Source organism: Photobacterium marinum, from assembly GCF_000331515.1.
In the GTDB taxonomy this organism is placed as follows: Bacteria; Pseudomonadota; Gammaproteobacteria; order Enterobacterales; family Vibrionaceae; genus Photobacterium; species Photobacterium marinum.
This window is the reverse complement of record NZ_AMZO01000033.1, coordinates 58,717-77,695: the sequence shown is the minus strand read 5'-3', so window position 1 is coordinate 77,695 and position 18,979 is coordinate 58,717. Positions and strand designations below refer to the sequence as shown.

Annotated in this window: 19 protein-coding genes; 5 read left to right on the top strand and 14 right to left on the bottom strand. The window is 50.4% G+C overall.

Features of this window, described 5'->3' with window-relative positions:
• Window positions 1-103 precede the first annotated feature (103 nt).
• Both C942_RS19395 and pfkA read left to right on the top strand, forming a co-directional pair.
• Window positions 104-607, top strand: a complete 504-nt coding sequence (locus C942_RS19395) for a CpxP family protein (protein ID WP_007469377.1) — start codon at window positions 104-106, stop codon at window positions 605-607.
• Window positions 608-1,166: 559 nt separating this feature from the next.
• A complete protein-coding gene (pfkA, locus tag C942_RS19390; protein WP_007469373.1) occupies window positions 1,167-2,129 on the top strand; it encodes a 6-phosphofructokinase in 963 nt (320 codons plus the stop codon).
• Between the two features lie 138 nt (window positions 2,130-2,267).
• Here pfkA and tpiA read toward each other — a convergent pair whose 3' ends face one another.
• Window positions 2,268-3,038, bottom strand: coding sequence for a triose-phosphate isomerase (tpiA, locus tag C942_RS19385; RefSeq protein ID WP_007469372.1), 771 nt, complete (start codon window positions 3,036-3,038; stop codon window positions 2,268-2,270).
• Window positions 3,039-3,420: 382 nt separating this feature from the next.
• On the opposite strand from tpiA, the gene C942_RS19380 reads away from it, so the two are divergent.
• Complete coding sequence (locus tag C942_RS19380) at window positions 3,421-3,768, top strand: 5-carboxymethyl-2-hydroxymuconate Delta-isomerase (protein WP_007469368.1); 348 nt, start codon at window positions 3,421-3,423, stop codon at window positions 3,766-3,768.
• Between the two features lie 88 nt (window positions 3,769-3,856).
• Here C942_RS19380 and C942_RS19375 read toward each other — a convergent pair whose 3' ends face one another.
• The 6 genes from C942_RS19375 to C942_RS19350 all read right to left on the bottom strand — a co-directional run bounded on the left by C942_RS19375 (window position 3,857) and on the right by C942_RS19350 (window position 9,575).
• The gene (locus tag C942_RS19375) at window positions 3,857-4,210 is read right to left on the bottom strand and encodes a DUF3135 domain-containing protein (protein ID WP_007469366.1); all 354 of its coding nucleotides are present in this window, start codon (window positions 4,208-4,210) and stop codon (window positions 3,857-3,859) included.
• 216 nt (window positions 4,211-4,426) lie between these two features.
• Window positions 4,427-5,170 carry a ferredoxin--NADP reductase gene (locus tag C942_RS19370; RefSeq protein WP_007469362.1) on the bottom strand — a complete coding sequence of 248 codons (744 nt, stop codon included), beginning with the start codon at window positions 5,168-5,170 and terminating at the stop codon, window positions 4,427-4,429.
• A gap of 10 nt (window positions 5,171-5,180) precedes the next feature.
• Window positions 5,181-5,801 carry a helix-turn-helix transcriptional regulator gene (locus tag C942_RS19365; protein WP_036801218.1) on the bottom strand — a complete coding sequence of 207 codons (621 nt, stop codon included), beginning with the start codon at window positions 5,799-5,801 and terminating at the stop codon, window positions 5,181-5,183.
• Between the two features lie 174 nt (window positions 5,802-5,975).
• Window positions 5,976-6,983 carry a class II fructose-bisphosphatase gene (gene glpX, locus C942_RS19360; RefSeq protein ID WP_007469358.1) on the bottom strand — a complete coding sequence of 336 codons (1,008 nt, stop codon included), beginning with the start codon at window positions 6,981-6,983 and terminating at the stop codon, window positions 5,976-5,978.
• Between the two features lie 182 nt (window positions 6,984-7,165).
• A complete protein-coding gene (gene glpK, locus C942_RS19355; RefSeq protein WP_007469356.1) occupies window positions 7,166-8,683 on the bottom strand; it encodes a glycerol kinase GlpK in 1,518 nt (505 codons plus the stop codon).
• 49 nt (window positions 8,684-8,732) lie between these two features.
• A complete protein-coding gene (locus C942_RS19350; protein ID WP_007469353.1) occupies window positions 8,733-9,575 on the bottom strand; it encodes an MIP/aquaporin family protein in 843 nt (280 codons plus the stop codon).
• A gap of 714 nt (window positions 9,576-10,289) precedes the next feature.
• Between C942_RS19350 and zapB the strand changes: the two genes are divergently transcribed.
• Entirely contained in the window at window positions 10,290-10,532 is a 243-nt protein-coding gene (gene zapB / locus C942_RS19345; RefSeq protein WP_007469349.1) for a cell division protein ZapB, read from the top strand.
• 57 nt (window positions 10,533-10,589) lie between these two features.
• Here zapB and rraA read toward each other — a convergent pair whose 3' ends face one another.
• The 7 genes from rraA to priA form a co-directional block, all read right to left on the bottom strand.
• The gene (rraA, locus tag C942_RS19340; protein ID WP_007469347.1) at window positions 10,590-11,075 is read right to left on the bottom strand and encodes a ribonuclease E activity regulator RraA; all 486 of its coding nucleotides are present in this window, start codon (window positions 11,073-11,075) and stop codon (window positions 10,590-10,592) included.
• Between the two features lie 114 nt (window positions 11,076-11,189).
• A complete protein-coding gene (locus C942_RS19335; RefSeq protein WP_036801213.1) occupies window positions 11,190-12,101 on the bottom strand; it encodes a 1,4-dihydroxy-2-naphthoate polyprenyltransferase in 912 nt (303 codons plus the stop codon).
• Between the two features lie 153 nt (window positions 12,102-12,254).
• Window positions 12,255-13,586 (bottom strand): HslU--HslV peptidase ATPase subunit, encoded by a 1,332-nt coding sequence (gene hslU / locus C942_RS19330; protein WP_007469343.1) that lies wholly within the window; start codon window positions 13,584-13,586, stop codon window positions 12,255-12,257.
• Between the two features lie 10 nt (window positions 13,587-13,596).
• Window positions 13,597-14,124 (bottom strand): ATP-dependent protease subunit HslV, encoded by a 528-nt coding sequence (gene hslV / locus C942_RS19325; RefSeq protein ID WP_007469341.1) that lies wholly within the window; start codon window positions 14,122-14,124, stop codon window positions 13,597-13,599.
• Between the two features lie 170 nt (window positions 14,125-14,294).
• Entirely contained in the window at window positions 14,295-14,873 is a 579-nt protein-coding gene (locus C942_RS19320) for an SPOR domain-containing protein (RefSeq protein ID WP_007469339.1), read from the bottom strand.
• Between the two features lie 160 nt (window positions 14,874-15,033).
• Complete coding sequence (gene cytR / locus C942_RS19315) at window positions 15,034-16,038, bottom strand: DNA-binding transcriptional regulator CytR (protein WP_007469337.1); 1,005 nt, start codon at window positions 16,036-16,038, stop codon at window positions 15,034-15,036.
• 174 nt (window positions 16,039-16,212) lie between these two features.
• Complete coding sequence (priA, locus tag C942_RS19310) at window positions 16,213-18,414, bottom strand: primosomal protein N' (protein WP_007469335.1); 2,202 nt, start codon at window positions 18,412-18,414, stop codon at window positions 16,213-16,215.
• A gap of 246 nt (window positions 18,415-18,660) precedes the next feature.
• On the opposite strand from priA, the gene rpmE reads away from it, so the two are divergent.
• Entirely contained in the window at window positions 18,661-18,873 is a 213-nt protein-coding gene (gene rpmE, locus C942_RS19305; protein WP_007469331.1) for a 50S ribosomal protein L31, read from the top strand.
• Window positions 18,874-18,979: the final 106 nt, after the last annotated feature.

Here is an 18,979-nt window from a genome sequence, read left to right as displayed (position 1 = left end):
TTCCTGAAGTTGGCTTTACGCAGTTTTACGTTTGGCAGACAGCACTTTACCTAGCAGGGACTATTCTAGACTTATACCTGCTGACGGAAACTGGAGAACAATCATGAACAAATTTAAGAAAACACTGTTAATTGCTATCGCCCTTCCTTTCGCTCTGGGTTCAGCCAGCGCTTTGGCTTATGGCGGCGGTCATAAAGGTGGTCACCATGGTGGCTATCATGAAGGTCGGGGTGGCTGCGGTAACTTTGACGGAAAGCAGATGTTCCGTGATTTGGATCTGACAGATGAGCAGCGTGACCAGATGCGGGATTTCCGCCGCACTAACCGTGATGCGATGCGTACTGAGTACCGTGAGCACTTTGATACTATGCGCGGTTATCACCAGCAGATGCAGAACCTGATGTTGGCGGAAAACTTTGATGAAAATGCAGTACGTAACTTGGCCAAGCAGATGTCAGATCTGCAAATTGAACACCGTGTCACTATGTTGAAGAAGCGTCATGAGATGCTGGCAGTTCTGACTCCGGCGCAAAAAGAAAAACTGAAACAGCTACAGGATGAACGTCGCAGCCAGTGTGAAGCCCGCTGGGCCGATGATGATTTGTAATCCTTTTCATCCTGATACAGCCGCAACTTGAGTTGCGGCTTTTTGTTATTCATGTCTGTCGTGCTGCGATGAAAATCATATTTCCTGTCATTTTTTGTTATTAATTTTCATCATAAAACAGCTATACTGCGGGGTATTGCCCAGTGAGTGCTGATGAACAGGCGTGATTATCATGGATGAAAACACCCAGTTACCCACGGTTATCACTCTCCCTCATGCACGGCTGGTGGCTCTGATGACAGGTTATATACTTAAGGCATGACGTTACTTTGGCTGTTTACACAGTCTGTGTTTTGCCCGGTCGTCAACCAGAATGCTAACAGTTTCGTTTCATATCCGTTGTCCTTTCAGGCAATAGTCACCCGGGTGAATGAAGTCCGAGGTGATCGTGATGTGAATCAACAAAATTTTTTATCAAAATTGTAATACTCCTACATTAGTAGGAAAGTTACAGTTTGCACGAGATAAGCCCGGCGAGCCGGCTTATGATGTCAGGCGGGGGAACCCTGGCAACTCGTGCCGGATTTGAATTTTCATTTCCCAAAGTCAGAGGGTAACCATGATTAAAAAGATTGGTGTATTGACCAGTGGTGGTGACGCACCTGGTATGAATGCGGCGATTCGCGGTGTTGTGCGTGCTGCATTGTCTGAAGGCCTGGAAGTTTATGGTGTTTATGACGGCTATCAGGGCCTGCACCAGAACCGCATTGAGAAGCTGACTCGCTCAAGCGTTTCAGATGTGATCAATAAAGGTGGTACTTTCCTGGGGTCTGCACGTTTTCCTGAGTTTAAAGATGAGAAAGTGCGTGCACAGGCAATCGAGAACCTGAAAATTCACGGTATCGACGCTCTGGTCGTTATCGGTGGTGACGGCTCTTACATGGGTGCGAAGAAGCTGACTGAGATGGGTTATCCATGTATCGGCCTGCCAGGCACGATTGATAACGATGTTGCAGGTACTGATTACACTATCGGTTACCTGACTGCAATGAACACAGTTATCGATGCGATTGACCGCCTGCGTGACACATCTTCTTCTCACCAACGTATCTCTATCGTAGAAGTAATGGGCCGCCATTGTGGTGATCTTACTTTGATGTCTGCGATTGCCGGTGGTTGTGAGTACATCATCACGCCAGAAACAGGTCTGAATAAAGAAGAGTTGCTGGCGAAGATCAAAGAAGGTATCTACAAAGGCAAGAAGCACGCGATCATTGCACTGACTGAGCTGATGACCGATGCCAATGAGCTGGCGAAGTACATCGAAGATGAAACAGGACGTGAAACCCGTGCTACTGTTCTGGGTCACATCCAGCGTGGTGGTCAGCCGACTGCATTCGACCGTATTCTTGCTTCACGTATGGGTGCATACGCGGTTGAGCTGCTATTGAAAGGTGAAGGTGGTCGTTGTGTGGGTATCCAGAACGAGAAGATGGTTCACCATGACATCATCGATGCGATTGAGAACATGAAGCGCCCGGTTCGTAATGATCTGTACGAACTAGCTGACAAGTTGTTCTAAGCATCATTTGCTATAAGCAAGCTTTATTGAAAAACCGGTCGAGATGACCGGTTTTTTTATACCTTGGCTATTTAGTCTGGGTATAAAAAAAGCCACCCGGAGGTGGCCTTAGTAATTCAGTTACCAATCAGGTAATGATTATTTTTTTGCTTCAGCAGCAGCTTTAGCGATAGCTGCAAAGCTTTCAGCGTCCAGAGCAGCACCACCAACCAGTGCGCCGTCGATGTCTGGCTGAGCGAAGTATGCAGCTGCGTTTTCTGGCTTAACAGAACCGCCGTACTGGATTACAACGTTCTTAGCAACTTCTTCGCTTTGTTCTGCGATGTGAGCACGGATAGCAGCGTGGATGCGCTGTGCATCTTCCGCCGTTGCTGCTTTACCAGTACCGATAGCCCAGATTGGTTCGTAAGCGATGATTGCACCGTTCAGAGCTTCAACGCCCTGAGTCTTGATTACTGCGTCGATCTGACGAGCACATACAGCAACAGTTTCACCAGCTTCGTTTTGTGCTTCAGATTCACCGATACATAGAACAGGAGTCAGACCTTGCTCTTTCAGGAATGCGAATTTCTTAGCAACGAACTCGTCAGACTCGCTGTGGTAGTCGCGACGCTCTGAGTGACCGATGATGATGTGGCTTGCACCGAAGTCTTTCAGCATCTCAGGAGAGATATCACCAGTGAATGCACCTTTAGCGTTTACGTCAACGTTCTGTGCACCCAGGATGATTTTGTTTTCTGCTTTACCGATTAGCTGTTCAGCCAGGTCAAGATACATAACTGGTGGAGCAACGGCTACGTCTACACCTTCAACACCCTTAAGTGCCGCATCAAGGCCCTTAAGTAGGTTAGATACCATTTCCTTGCTACCGTTTAGCTTCCAGTTACCCATAACCACAGGATGGCGCATAGCTTTTCTCCAAATCAATTTGATGTAAAAAGTTAATACCAAAAAGCGTAATTATCTGATCATTTCAAACAACTATGCTGTTTGGTATCAGCTGATGTTGTAAAAATATAACAGCTTTGGCTGATATATTTTCTGTCCGAAATCATTTCTGTGCTCGGTTGTACCTTTTTCGTCACTAAAAGTGAACTCTTGGCGGGAAATATTTTTAAATATTTCATTTTACCGGATGATTAAGACGAAAAAAGACAGTGATCAGTGATTGAAATATAGCCTATTTGTTTGGCTTGTCAGCAGATGATCGGGTAAGTTGACCATGCTGTTATATCAAAATGCTGTATTTTCAATAAGTCACAGCGAGTGATAAGCATCCATGGAGGACGTTGTGCCAAATCTTGTTATGGAGTATGCCGATCCCGTTGCCGAGCGCGTTAGTGTCCCGGGATTGCTGGAAGATTTACACCAGACCCTGCTGTCCTGCGGGTTGTTTGAGGACAATTCGGTAAAGTCTCGCAGCTATCCCTGTCATACCTGGCTGGTGGGCCCGGAAGGGGATTTGAAAACCTTTATCCATCTTGAACTGCGAATGCTGTCAGGGCGTAGTGCTGAGCAGAAACGGGAACTGTCACGGCGGTTGATGGCGATACTGGAGCAACATGCCAGTGAGATCAACAGCCTGACTGTCGATATCCGCGATATGGATCGTGAGTGTTTCCTCAAAGCGACGCATTAATATAAGAACCGGTACCTTCTGATACCACACCCTGTCATTACTTAGGGTGTGGTTTTCAGTTTGGATGGCGCAACAGTTAATTTATGGCTCAGCGGCGTAGATCTGCCTGATTGGATAGCTCGTCCTGTGGCGGCTCTGATCGGATAAAAGGTTTGATTTCAGCCTGTTGCTCTGTCAGAGAATCCGGATCATTGAGGGCCTGAGCAAAACGCTTGAGCTGGTTTTGCAGTTCGGACATCAGCAATATATTGGTGTGATTAGGGTTTTTCCCACGGGCAATAACCTGGTTAATGTGGCTCATCTGAGCGCGCAATCTTGGTTGCATTTCATCGCTGGCATTGTTAATGATCTCTTCACTCATCGAAAGCCGGAGGGCTTCCAGCTCCTCAGGGGCTTGTTCTGCCATGCGTTTCAGTTCGTCAAACGTTGGTAAGTTCTGCATTACTGTTCCCCTCGCAATCTCAACTTCCATTCTTCTTGCGCCCCTTCTGATACGCAAAGAAGTTAATAAGAGTTATGTCATTAAAGTTAGTTAGCCAGCCTGTGGCTAAGTGGCTCATTTTTGAGATTGGGAAAAAACGTTATGAAAAGCAGGGTGCTTACACTGAAGTAACGAAAGAGGGAGTCGCCCGCATTTAGCGGGCGGGCAGGGGATTGATCACCAATAATGTTCCATGGTGATTTGACCGGGTTTGCGGCGCAGGTTTTTGACAAAGCCCATGGTTTCGAGAATCGCTTTGGTTTCTCTGACCATTTCTGGATTACCGCATAGCATGATCTGGCTTTGTTCCGGGTTGAGAGTCAGGCCGATATGGCGTTCCAGCATTCCGTCGGCAATGGCTTGCGGGATTCGGCCCGGTAGGCTCAATGGAGCCGGTTCACGGCTGACGAATGGTTGGACGACAAGTTGGTCCGGATGACGTTCCAGTAGTTCATTGATTTCAGCCTGATAGCTGAGATCGGCCGAAAAGCGGACGGCATGGATAAGGGCAACTTTACGGAAACGACGCCAGACATCCGGTTCTCGCAGGATCGACAGGTAAGGGCCGATGGCGGTGCCGGTTGCTAGCATCCACAGGTGCTCACCTTCGGGGATTTCATCTAAGGTGAAAAAGCCGTTAGCACGGGCTGAGATCATTACGCTGTCGCCGGCTTCCAGGGCGTGAAGGCGTGGGGACAGTATCCCGTCAGCCACCCGGGTGGCGTAGATCTCAATTTTGTTGTTGCTCGGTGGATTGACGAAGGAGTAGGCTCGCTGGACAATCTGTCCGTCAATTTCCAGTCCCAGCTTGGTAAATTGTCCGGCCCGGAAAGGCTCGATATTGGCTCGTAGTACAAGACTAAATAAGTCACTGTTCCAGTGACGATTGGTGATAACCTCAGCAGGGATCCAGTCAGCCATAATCTTCTCCTTAATCTAATTTATGTATTCGATAAGCGCAGCGCCTCTCTCCGGCAATAATGTGTTCATCTCTGACTACCTGAAACTCGTCGCCGACCAGGCGCTGGAAGACAGCAAGTTCAGAATTACATAACGAAGGGCAACGGGTGGCGGCATGGCAAATCGGGCAGTGGTTTTCCACCAGGATAAAGTCATCGCCGTCCCGGGACAGTTCAGCCATATAGCCTTCCTGCTCCCTCATTGTAGTCAGTTTTTCCAGTTTTTCTTTTACATCAGCGCAGTTGGCTAATGCTTTTTGGTATTGTTCAAAGGTTTGATTCTCCCGGCGTTCAACCACCTGGTTTAAGCCGTCGGAGCCAAAGAGTTCCTCAACAGAATCAAGCATTTGAATAATAAATTCACCGTGGCGGTCAGCAAACCGGCGGTGCCCTTTGCCAGTTAGGTTCCAGTGCCTGGTTGGCCTGCCGACTTTGGCCCGGATATCTTCATAATCGACCAGGCCTTCATCTTCCAGCGCTTGCAAATGCTGGCGCACGCCCATGGTTGTGAGCTTGAACTCCACAGCCAGCACCTTGGCGGTCACAGCGCCTTCCCGCTTGATGCGATAGAGTATTTTGTCGATGGTCTTCATAGTTGCTGCTTTTTTCTTCATCAATTCTATTATGTAGTCAGCAAAAATTATAAAGCAACAACTTTACTAACTAATTATTGCTAGTGGGGGAAATAGGACGATTCAGAATCAGGGACGGGAAAGAAAAAAGCGCGCCGGACGGGCGCGCTTTGAAAGTCTCTGCAACGGGTAAGGTTACAGGATGTGTTCTTTGATCGCGTCGTCTTTGCGATCCAGGTAGTGTGTTGATTTGATACGACGGATAGTGCGGCATTTACCACGGATTAATAGTGTTTCTGTGGTCGCGATATTGCCCTGGCGGCTGATGCCGTCCAGCAGATCACCTTTAGTGATACCGGTACCGGCAAAGATCACGTTGTCGCTCTGTGCCATGTCTTCCATTCGCAGCACGGTATTTGGCTCAATGCCCATTTCATGGCAGCGGTCGATTTCCATCTGGCCCAGCTCGCGGTTCTCTTCGGTGTCACCTTTTACCTGGTGGCGTGGCAGCAGGCGGCCGTGCATGTCACCGCCTAGGGCACGGATAGCTGCAGCAGAAACGACACCTTCCGGAGCACCGCCAATGCAGTACATGACATCGACTTCGCTGTCTGGCATACAAGTCAGGATAGAAGCGGCAACATCACCGTCCGGGAAAGCATAAACACGTACGCCCATCGCCTGCATTTGAGCAATCACTTCATCGTGGCGAGGTTTTGCCAGGGTAGTGACTACCAGGTCGTTCAGCGATTTACCCAGTGCCGCTGCAATGCGTTCAAGGTTCTCTGTTAGGGGAAGGCCTAGGTCGATGCAATCTTTAGCACCTGGGCCGACAACCAGTTTTTCCATGTACATGTCCGGAGCTTTCAGGAATGAACCTTTTTCACCGGCAGCCAGTACAGCCAGGGCATTGTTCTGGCCCATTGCAGTCATGCGGGTACCTTCGATCGGGTCTACTGCGATATCTACCGCGTCGCCACCGGTACCTACCTGCTCGCCGATATACAGCATAGGCGCTTCATCAATTTCGCCTTCGCCAATCACAATTTCCCCTTCAATCTCTGTCTGGTTCAGAAGGGTGCGCATAACTTCAACGGCTGCGCCGTCTGCTGCGTTTTTGTCGCCGCGGCCGAGCCATTTGTAGCCAGCCAGTGCTGCACCTTCAGTGACACGGGAAAATGCCATTGCTAAATCGCGTTTCATGATTACTCCGGAAAATGAAATCTGTGTGGGCTATAAATTCTGGCGGCGATTCTAACACAGCTCGGAGTAATCGTTTGCGTAAAATTTGTTTTTGAATCTAAAGGAAGTTGATTGTGACGCGGAAGGAAAAGAAAAGGCCTGCATCAGCAGGCCTTGGTTAGGTATGTATATTAGGCGGGGTATTAGATGTATTCGTCTTCTACTGCCCAGCCTTTGGCGCATTCAACAGCACGTTTCCAGCCTTTATAGCGGCGTTCGCGTTTTTGATCGTCATCGCAAGGGGTGAATCGGCGATCCAGTACCGCTTTGTCTTTCAGCTCGTCAATACTGTTCCAGAAGCCCACGGCCAGGCCTGCCAGATAGCCGGCACCCAATGCGGTAACTTCAGTAACAACCGGACGGTGAACTTCTGTTGCCAGGATGTCAGACTGGAATTGCATCAGGAAGTTGTTGGCTACAGCACCGCCGTCAACACGCAGTGAAGCCAGCCTGATGTCGGAATCTGCCTGCATGGCATCTAGTACATCGCGGGTCTGGTAGGCCACACTTTCCAGTGTTGCGCGGATAATGTGGTTGGCGTTAACACCGCGGGTCAGGCCGACAACAGCACCACGGGCATACGGATCCCAGTACGGAGCCCCCAGGCCAGTGAAGGCAGGAACGACATAAACACCATTAGCACTGCCGACTTTCTCTGCAAAGTATTCAGAGTCTTTGGCGTCATCTAACAGTTTCACTTCATCACGCAGCCACTGGATGGAAGCACCGCCCATAAAGACCGCCCCTTCCAGCGCATAAGCCACATCACCCTGAGGACCGCAGGCCAGTGTTGTTAGCAGGCCGTTATTTGAGGTGACTTTTTCCTTGCCGGTATTCATCAGCAGGAAGCAGCCGGTGCCATAGGTGTTTTTCGCCTGGCCGGCTTCGACACACATCTGACCGAACAGGGCAGCTTGCTGGTCACCGGCAATACCGGCGATTGGAATACGGGTACCGCCTTTACCACCGATGTTGGTTTGGCCGTAAACTTCTGATGAAGGCTTGACTTCCGGCATCATGGACAGCGGGATATCGAGTGCTTTCAGCAGTTTTTCATCCCACTGCATGGTATTGATGTTGAATACCATGGTACGTGATGCGTTGGTGTAGTCAGTTACGTGGACGCGTCCTTGGGTCATCTTCCAGATCAGCCAGGTATCAACGGTACCGAACAACAGGTTACCGGCTTCGGCTTCTTCACGGGCGCCTTCTACATTGTCCAGGATCCACTTGATCTTGGTACCGGAGAAGTACGGGTCAACAACCAGACCGGTGTTTTCACGGATGTAGTCGGTCAGACCTTCTTGTTTTAGTTTCTCACAGATATCTGCGGTGCGACGGCATTGCCATACAATCGCGTTATAAACCGGTTTACCGGTATTTTTGTCCCACACAATGGTGGTTTCACGCTGGTTGGTAATACCGATACCGGCAACCTGATCGGAGCGGATGCCGGCTTTCGCCAAAGCTTCAACCAGAGTTGAGCTCTGAGTCGCGTAGATTTCCAGAGGATCATGTTCAACCCATCCTGCTTTCGGATAGATCTGAGTAAATTCACGTTGTGACGTGCACACAATGTTCGCGTTGTGATCCAGCACAACGGCACGTGAGCTTGTTGTGCCCTGATCAAGTGCAACAATGTATTTTTGCTCAGTTGTCATGATGGTTTCCTCGGTTATTCGTTATTGGATAAGGGTAGTAGAACGTACGTTATGCTTTGGCTGCTTCAGTTTCTTCAGCTGTTTCTTGTTTTGCTTCAGCATTGCCAGGCAGGAAGGCACCGATAGCTTTTGGATACAGCCAGCCGCCGAAGCACGCACCGAAGACTGGTGCCAGCAAAGGTACAAACATATAAGGAATATCTTTACCACCGGTCAGCGCCATATCGCCCCAGCCAGCCAGGAAGGCAAAGAACTTAGGGCCAAAGTCACGGGCTGGGTTCATGGCAAAGCCGGTTAGTGGGCCAAGCGAGCCGCCGATAACCGCAATCAGGATACCAATCAGTAATGGACCCATCGCACGGTTTGGTGCGCCGTTTTTGTCATCAGTTATGGCCAGAATGCCGAACATCAGTACCGCGGTGATCACGAATTCCACAGCAAAGGCACCGCCGAAAGACAGGGCTGCATTTGGATAAGTGGAGAAGATACCGGCGGTTGCCAGGCTGGCTTCAGTACCACGGACAATTTGGTTAACGGCTTCATACTCGGTAAAAAGGTTGCTGTACAGGCTGTAGACCAGCGCTGCGGTAAAGAAGGCACCAAGCATCTGGGCAATGATGTACGGAGCTACTTTTCGTTTGTCGAAGCCATGGAACAGAGCCAGGGCTATGGTCACCGCCGGGTTAATATGGGCGCCGGAAATACCAACTGTACAGTAAATGGCAATTGCTACGCCGAGGCCCCAAACGATACTGATTTCCCACTGGCCAAAATTGGCGCCGGTCAGTACCAGAGCTGCGACACAGCCCACACCGAAGAATATCAGCAGCCCAGTGCCTATAAATTCAGCGATGCATTCGCCAAGCAACGTATGTTGTTTTGGTGTAGTCATCTTTCAGTCCTTTTGTCGAATGTTGTAGGGGTACTACTTATTTTGTTTTTATGCGGAAATTACTGTACTCGATCTCACCTTATTTAAAATGTTGTCAGCTAAAAAATGTGTGTTCGAGCATAAAACATTTTCATTTTTGAGCGAACGCGCAAACGATTGCGGCTTTTTTGACCGAGAACGAATCGACAAAGTGTCAGTGCAACTTGGTGATTATTGATGGCGAGTTTTTGCTATTAAGTTGCTAATTTTGCAATAAAAAATCCGACCAAGAAAGGTCGGATGTGCCAGATGGGGCAAATCTTGGATTTATCCAAGAGAGATACGATCGTTTTCAAAATTAGCATGGCAAAACTGCATTAAAATAGAGTTAGATCGCAATTCTACGCATTTTGCTCTATTCAGATGCTGCTTTTCCGAGTCTTCGCCCAGTTATATTTCTTTTGATTACCGTTATGCTCAGGTGGTCGGTGGCCTGCCTGAAAGTCAGAGTTCAAGGGGGGGCGGGCTATATCCGGCATGGCTTTGCTCCGACAGAACATCAGAACATCATCAGAACTGCACATTTTTTCCCCGTTTGCTGCAAAGGGGCAGATTTGTAGATGCCAGAAGGCGGCAGCCCCGTTAGAATAGGCGAATAAAGCAACGTAAACATGCCTGTGTGATGTTACCTTATCAGTTTAAGGTAAGAGGATAGGCTTAGATCAGGTGGACAATATGTCATTAGAAATGTTGGAAAAGCTGGAAGCCAAAGTACAAATGGCTGTTGATACAATTTCTCTTCTGCAAATGGAAATTGAAGAACTTAAAGAAAAGAATGATGCTCTGGCAAATGAAGCCCAGGAGCTGCGTTCTGGTCGTGAAACGTTGGAGCAGGATAACGAGAAGCTGCGCAATGATCACCAGGCGTGGCAAGAGCGCATTCGTAACCTTCTTGGTAAGATGGACGACGTTGAATAAAAAAACAGAGCCTGATGGCTCTGTTTTTTTATCTGACTCTTTTGGTGAGCACTGGGATCACTCAATATCGAGTGGTTCCGGCGATAAAATAACACCGGTATTATCAGCGTAGATGTGATCCTCCGGCAGGAAGGTAACGCCACCGAAGTTCACCGCTACATCAATTTCTCCGACACCTTGTTGATCCGCGCCAACCGGGATTGAAGCCATCGCCTGGATACCGAGATCCATTTCATCCAGATCATCGACATGGCGCACACAGCCATAGACAATTAATCCTTCCCAGTCATTATTGACTGCCTGCTGAGCAATATCTGCATCAACCAGCGCACGTCTCAGCGAACCGCCACCATCAATCAGCAATACCCGACCGGCTCCGGGTTCTTCAAGAACATTACGGATCAGGCCGTTGTCCTCGAAACACTTAACCGTGGTTACCTGGCCGCCAAAGGAGCTGCGACCACCGTAAGAGCTGAACATAGGTTCAACGACATCCACCTTATCAAGGTAAATATCGCAGAGTTCGGAGGTATTGTATTCCATAAGCTCGCTTCTTGTTGTGGCAGTTGAAAAGGAGATAACCTGTTGAAAGTATAACCAGCTGGCAAGGCATTGCAATAATGGCCCTCACAAAGCAGGGCCAAATTACCGGGATTATCAGGCCGCAGCCAGTACCACTCCGGCGGCAAACAGCAGGTTGGTCAGCAGGGCGCATTTAACCATAGTTGCCATCATCGGACGCAGGGCGGCACCGTCTGCCGACTGTAGTACCTGCTTACCGTGCTTGAACAGCAGTGGCAGGCTCAGAGCAAACAGCCAGCCGAACGGTGAGTGCAGCTCCAGCGCGGCAAATAGTGACAGGCAGAGCATGCTGCCGGCTAGCAGAAACAGGTGGTATTTACGACCCCAGTCCGGTCCCATTCGTACTGCAAGTGTTAGCTTGCCGCAGGCGCGGTCATTATCGATATCACGCAGGTTATTGATATTCAGCACACCGACAGCCAGAAGGCCACAGGCGGTTGCCGGCAGCATGATGACGGAATCAATCTGTCCTGCCTGAAGGTAATAGGTGCCGGCGACGCCCAGCCAACCGAAAAACATCAGGACAGATAAATCACCCAGCCCGCGGTAGCCATAAGGTTTGTTACCAACGGTATAGGCAATGGAGGCGGCAATGGCCATCAGGCCCAGCAACATAAATCCAAACATATCCTGAAGGTTGTTGCAGGCGATAAAGATCAGGCTAAGCCCACTAACAATGGTCATGATGATATTAATTATCATGGCTTTGCGCATTGCCGTCGGGGTAACCAGTCCAGACTGGATCGCCCGCTGCGGGCCGAGGCGCTCGTTATTATCAGTGCCTTTGACAGCGTCGCCGTAATCATTGGCCAGATTGGATAAGATCTGGAGTAAGAGTGCGGTCAGCAGGGCTAGGCCTGCGACTAAAGCAGAGAAACTTCCTTGCCATCCTGCCACTGCACTGCCGCATACAATTGATGCGATGGCTAATGGCAGGGTTTTTGGCCTTGCTGCATCCAGCCAGATTGCGAGTGAAGATGATTTCATAATGTGTTGCTTACTTCGGAACCAGTCGAATCCGTATTATGGCGCAACTTTCGATATGGGCAACTTTATCGCCACTTTGTTTGTTTAAAAACAAAAAAACGGTGCCATAAGGCACCGTTTGGATAAGGAATATTCTGTCTCGGAATCGAGCGATTACAGAATGAAGCGGCTCAGATCTTCGTCTTCAACCAACTCGCCCAGGCGTTTGGTTACGTATGACTCGTCAATCACGATTTTGTCGCCAGACTGTTCCGCAGCGTCAAACGACAGCTCTTCCATCAGACGTTCCATTACCGTGTGCAGGCGACGGGCACCAATGTTTTCGGTGCGCTCATTAACTTGCCAAGCCGCGTCGGCCAGCTTGTTGATACCGTTTTCAGTAAATTCGATATCAACGGATTCGGTTGCCATCAGGGCTTTGTACTGCTCGGTCAGCGAGGCATTTGGCTCAGTCAGGATGCGTTTGAAATCACCGCTGGTCAGGGCTTCAAGCTCAACACGGATTGGTAGACGGCCTTGCAGTTCAGGGATCAGATCAGATGGTTTTGCAACCTGGAATGCACCGGAGGCGATAAACAGGATATGGTCAGTTCGAACCATGCCGTGCTTGGTCGAAACGGTTGAACCTTCAACCAGTGGCAGCAGGTCACGCTGAACACCTTCACGGGATACGTCTGGGCCTGAAGATTCGCCGCGCTTACAGATCTTGTCGACTTCATCCAGGAATACGATGCCGTGGTTTTCAACCGCGAAGATAGCCTGCTCTTTCAGCTCGTCCTGATTAACCAGCTTAGCTGCTTCTTCTTCGGTCGCGGCTTTCATCGCGTCCTTGATCTTCATCTTGCGCTTTTTGGTGGTATTGCCTGCCAGGCTCTGGAACATGCCTTGCAGTTGGTTGGTCATGTCTTCCATACCAGGAGGAGCCATGATCTCTACACCCATCTGTGGCGCAGCAATTTCCATTTCAATTTCTTTGTCATCCAGCTTGCCTTCACGCAGCTTTTTTCGGAATGACTGGCGAGCTGCGGAGCCGGTGTCGGCTTCTTCGTTCTGGCCCCAGGCATCGCGTGCCGGCGGGATCAGAACATCCAGAATTCGCTCTTCAGCCAGCTCTTCGGCGCGGAAGCGAACTTTTTCCATTGCCTGCTGGTGAGTCATTTTTACAGCAACATCGGTCAGATCGCGGATGATAGTTTCCACTTCCTTACCCACATAGCCCACTTCGGTGAACTTAGTCGCTTCTACTTTGATGAACGGTGCATTGGCCAGTTTAGCCAGGCGACGGGCAATCTCTGTTTTACCCACACCGGTAGGACCGATCATCAGGATATTTTTCGGGGTAACTTCAACGCGCAGTTCTTCAGGCAACTGCATACGGCGCCAGCGGTTACGCAGGGCTATTGCTACGGCACGCTTGGCTTTGTCCTGACCGATGATATGGCGGTCAAGCTCGTGGACGATTTCGCGTGGAGTCATCTCGGACATATCGGCTTCCTTACTTGGTTTCAAGTTCTTCGATGGTGTGGTGGTGGTTGGTGAAGACACAGATATCGCCGGCAATATTCAGTGACTTCTCGGCGATGTCACGGGCATCCAGATCTGTGTTTTCCAGCAGGGCTGTTGCCGCTGCCTGGGCAAAGTTACCACCGGAGCCGATAGCAATAAGATCATGTTCAGGCTGAACCACGTCACCGTTACCAGTGATGATCAGCGAGCTGTTTTCGTCAGCAACTGCCAGCAATGCTTCCAGTTTGCGAAGCATGCGGTCGGTTCGCCAGTCTTTGGCGAGTTCCACGGCTGCTTTGAGCAGGTGGCCTTGGTGCATTTCCAGCTTACGCTCGAAACGCTCGAATAGGGTGAAGGCATCAGCAGTGCCGCCGGCAAAGCCTGCTAGAACTTTGTCGTGGTATAAACGGCGCACTTTGCGAGCGTTACCTTTCATTACAGTGTTGCCCAGGGAAACCTGACCATCACCGGCGATAACGACTTTACCGTTTCGACGTACAGATACGATAGTTGTCACGGTGTTACCTCTTTGAGTCTCTCCGGCCAGTGCCGGTATCGGTATTAAGTGTATATCTGGGGATGGGGTTTTCTGTTTTCAAGGCATCTGAACCGGAAAAAGAACAAGTGAAAAAAGAAAAGGATGCAAGTGCATCCTTTTCTGTGAACTTATTGGAAGAGTGGCTCCGGTTATTCCCAGAACCAGATGGCACACGGCTCAATGCCAGCACGTCGCAGCATGTTGCGATCGCTTTCCGCTTTTCGTTTTTGCGGATAAGGACCGAGGATCACGCGGTACCAACTGCCTTTTTCACCTTGGCTGACCTTGATCTGGCTGCTCAGACCCTGGAAGGCAATCATGGCTTTGCGTTCTTCAGCTTGATTGCGGCTTCGGTAGGCACCACACTGCATCAGATAAGGGCGGGTCGGAGTTTGTTTTTTCGGTGCTTCAACCTGAACTTCTTTGTTCTCCAGCTCTTCGATGTAGCGCCATTTTTCTTCAGGCTTTGGCGGCAGCGGCTTGCTCTGTGGCTTTGGTTTAGGCTTCGGCTGAGGTTTAGGAGCCGGTTTTGGCTGAACTGTCTCAGCTTCCTGCTCGGGTGCCGGATTGGTCGACAGGAAATAAAGACCATAGCCCAGTGCACCTACTAGGCACAGAGCGATAAAGGCCCATTTAAATGGAAATCCTGATGATGGCGGAGCTTTACGGCTTTTGCGCGCCGGCTTCTTCGGGGCGCGTCCGCGTTTTACATAATCTTTCGTGGCCACAGTGACGATCAATACAACGGGAATGAATTCACGCTATGTTACAAATTTGCGCCAGATCTGACTAGTACCGAGACGGCTTCCAAAGTGAAAGCTTGCAATATTATGGGTGATTTTTGTGAGCTTATGCCCAAATCATAAGCTCACTGAATAATCTGATGACTTAATGGGAAGGTGGCGCTGCACTTTCTCTGATCACCAGCTTGGCATCAAGCAGGCGTGATCCGGAGGCGATGTCTCCGCCTTTGAGGATATCAAGCAGCATTAGCATCGACTGACGGCCGATTTCATAGCGAGGCTGAGAAACTGTAGTCAACGGTGGATCACAGTACTCGGCAAACTGGATATCATCGAAGCCGACAATTGACAGATCCTGCGGTACCCGGAAGCCAAGACGCTTGGCTTGCTGCATAGCGCCGATTGCCATCACATCACTGTGACACAGCAGGGCTGTTGGTGGTTCTGGCAGAGAAAGCAGGGCGGTTACGGCACGGGCACCGGCGGCAAAGGTAAAATCGCCTTTGACGGTGTAAGCCGGATTGAGCTCAATCCCGGCACGACGCAAGGCCTGTTGATAACCCTGGGAGCGGAACTGGCACAGAGCGGCAGTGTCCGGACCGGCAATCTGGGCAATACGTTTATGGCCCATCTGGGTGAGGTAGTTTACGGCTTCGAAGGCCGCTGTCAGGTTGTCGATGTGGACAGTTGGCAGCTCAAGTTCCGGAGCAAATTCACAGGCCATTACCATAGGCGGCAGGTTCTTTTGCTCGGGTTTGCTGACATCGAACGGAAGGTCGGTACCAAGCAGGAGCATCCCGTCGGCTTGTTTGGTAAAGACCAGGTTCACGAATGAGTTTTCGCGGGTTTTCTGTTGACCGCTGTCACCTAGCAGGACCAAGTAGCCATGTTCCATGGCCGCTTCTTCGATACCGCGGATGATTTCGGTAAAGTACGGGTCACAAATATCCGGGACGATTGTGACGATGGTTTTTGATTCGTTTCGACGAAGATTTCTAGCCAGTGAGTTGGGGGAATAGCCAGCATCCATGACGGCCTGCTCAACTTTTTTACGGGTTGAAGCCGACACTTTTTCCGGGTTCATCAGCGCACGGGATACGGTGGCTGTTGAAACACCGGCGAGCTGGGCAACATCCTTCATTGTCGCCATAATTGCAGTTCCTCTCTATATATTTCTCTCTCTTATATTGCCGGAGGATCATTGCCAAATCGGGCAGATACCTATACCAGCGAGCCTGCTATTGTAGGCCCTCTCCGGCGGATTAAACATGCCCAAAATAGCATAAATTACATTCATTGTGTGACTTCTATCGCATTGTTCATTTTAAGTTAAATCCTGCGGTTCGACATCGATTGACCAGCGAACTTTTCGTGCTAGAGGGAGCAGTTGAATCGCCGGTTTGGCGATGGCAAGCAGCTGTTGCAAGGTCTTACGGTTTGGTGCCTGAACCAGTAGCTGCCAGCGATAACGTCCGGCGCGGCGCGACAAAGGGGCCGGATTCGGTCCCAGTACCGGTGTTTCGTGGTTGTAAACTGGACTGGATTCAAAAATGCCGCGAACTTGCTGTAAAAACTGCTCAACATGCTCACTATTGTTGGCTTCTGCGCGGAACAATGTCATGTAAGTATAAGGTGGCAGGAAGGCCTGTTTGCGCTCATCCAGGGCGCTGACGGCGAACTCATCATAGCCTTTATGCAGCAGAGCCTGGAGCAAGGCATGCTCCGGATGGTGAGTTTGAAGGATCACTTCGCCGGGTTTGCTCGCCCGTCCGGCTCGTCCGGCAACCTGGACAAACAATTGTGCCAGGCGCTCAGAAGCGCGGAAGTCATTACAGAACAGGGCGCTGTCGACATCAATCAAGGCGACCAGGGTGACATCCGGAAAGTGGTGTCCCTTGGCCAGCATCTGGGTGCCGATCAGGATTTGGTATTCGTTGTTGCGAATTGCCTCAAGATAGCTTTCCAGACTGCCTTTGCGACGGGTACTGTCGCGATCAATCCGGACGGTTTTGTATTCGGGGAACAGGGTAGCCAGCTGCTGTTCCAGCTGCTCGGTGCCGACGCCGACTGCATTGAGCTGGGTTGAGCCGCAGTTACCACATTGAGGCATCACTGGACGCTGGGTGGCACAGTGATGGCAGCGCAGTTCACCGGACTGCTGGTGGAAGGTGTAATACGCATCGCAGCGTTTACATTCGGCCAGCCAGCCACATTCATGACAGATGATCGCCGGGGAATAACCGCGGCGATTGAGGAACAGCATTACCTGGTTTCCTGCATCTAGGTGCTTTCTCATTCGGGCTATCAGCGGTGCTGACAGTCCGGCCTCAAGGTAAAGGCCTTTGACATCCAGAACCCCGTGGCGTGCCTGCTGGGCGTTACCGGCGCGGCGGGTCAGGGTCAGGTGGTGATATTTCCCGGTTTTTGCATTATGCAGGCTTTCCAGCGCTGGTGTGGCTGAGCCGAGCACCACCGGAATGTTCTCCCGGCTGGCCCGCATCACAGCCAGATCACGGGCGTGGTAGCGCAGGCTGTCCTGTTGTTTGTAAGACCCATCATGCTCTTCGTCGACAATGATAATGCCGAGGTTACTGAATGGCGTGAACAGCGCGGAGCGGGTACCAATAATTATCCCGGCCTGGTTATCGCGCCCGGCCAGCCAGGCTGACAGCCGCTCGGTATCATTCAGCCCGGAGTGCACTGTTTCCAGCGGTACATTGAAGCGACGGCGGAAGCGGTTGATAGTCTGCGGCGTCAGGCCGATTTCCGGTACCAGGATCAGGGCTTGCTTCCCTGCCGCCAGCACAGGTTCCAACAGGTTGAGGTAAACCTCTGTTTTGCCTGAGCCAGTCACCCCTTCCAATAAATAGCAGCCAAATTCCGGGCTGGCGTTGACGGTCGCTACCGCCAGTGCCTGCTCTTCATTTAGCCTTGGCTTTTCTTCTGTTACCGCAAAATCCCTGAGCCAGTCCGTAGAGGCTGGCTTTTCTTCAATGGCCTGAATCCAGCCTTTATCGCTCAGAGTTTTGAGAGTGGCGGTACTGACTTCGTCGGCCAACAGGGATTCATGGCTGCTTTTACCATTGCGCAGGGTATTAAGTACCTGCACCTGACGTGGTGCCCGTTTTAGCGAGGTAATCGACTGGTCGCGTCCGGTTTCTGTTATTTGCCACATTTTCAGGCTGGCCGGTGAGGCTTCTCGCCCTTTGCGCAGCAGGGTTGGCATGGCATTAGCCAGGGTGTCACCAAGCGGGTATTGGTAATAGCTGCTGGCCCAGGTCAGTAGGCCAAACAGGGGCGGTTGCCATAGCGGCTGGTGATCCAGCACGCTAGAGATCGCTTTAAGCTGGTTCAGCGGAAAATCGGATTTGTCGGTGATGGCCATGACGATACCGACCAGTTGCTGACGGCCGAAGGGAACCCTGACCCGGCCGCCGATCACAGGACGTGCCTCGGGCTTGATCAGATAATCGAACTGTTTATCCAGGGGAACAGGGAGGGCCACTCGGGCAATTTGGGGCGTCATAACTAACCGCATAATCCGCATGTACTAAGATGAAGAAGTGTACCTTGCTTGGCGATTGCCAGCAAAGTGGTGAAAAAAGGAGCGCATTGGTTGATCTCGGCGGTTTGATTGATTACTATACGCCGCCTGAATTTAGCGTATTGATATCAGCTTGCTGATGGTAATACGTTATCCTGTTATTAATGACGTGTGGTGCCCGGCTTTGGATCGGGAGAGCGACACGGCCTTACATATTGAGGTTATCCCATGAAACAAGGTATTCACCCAGAATACACAGCAGTGAACGCTAAATGTTCTTGCGGCAACACTTTCGTATTCAACTCTACTCTAGGTAAAGACATCAACCTAGATGTATGCGACAAGTGCCACCCGTTCTACACTGGTAAGCAGCGTCAGGTTAGCACTGGCGGTCGTATCGACAAGTTCAACAAGCGTTTCGGTGCTCTTTCTAGCAAGTAATTGCCAGATGAATTCCGATAAAAAGGGATGCGAAAGCATCCCTTTTTTTATATCTGCTATCCTTCATTTATTCTCGCCTTGTTCATTATTTAATTTTCTTATCCTC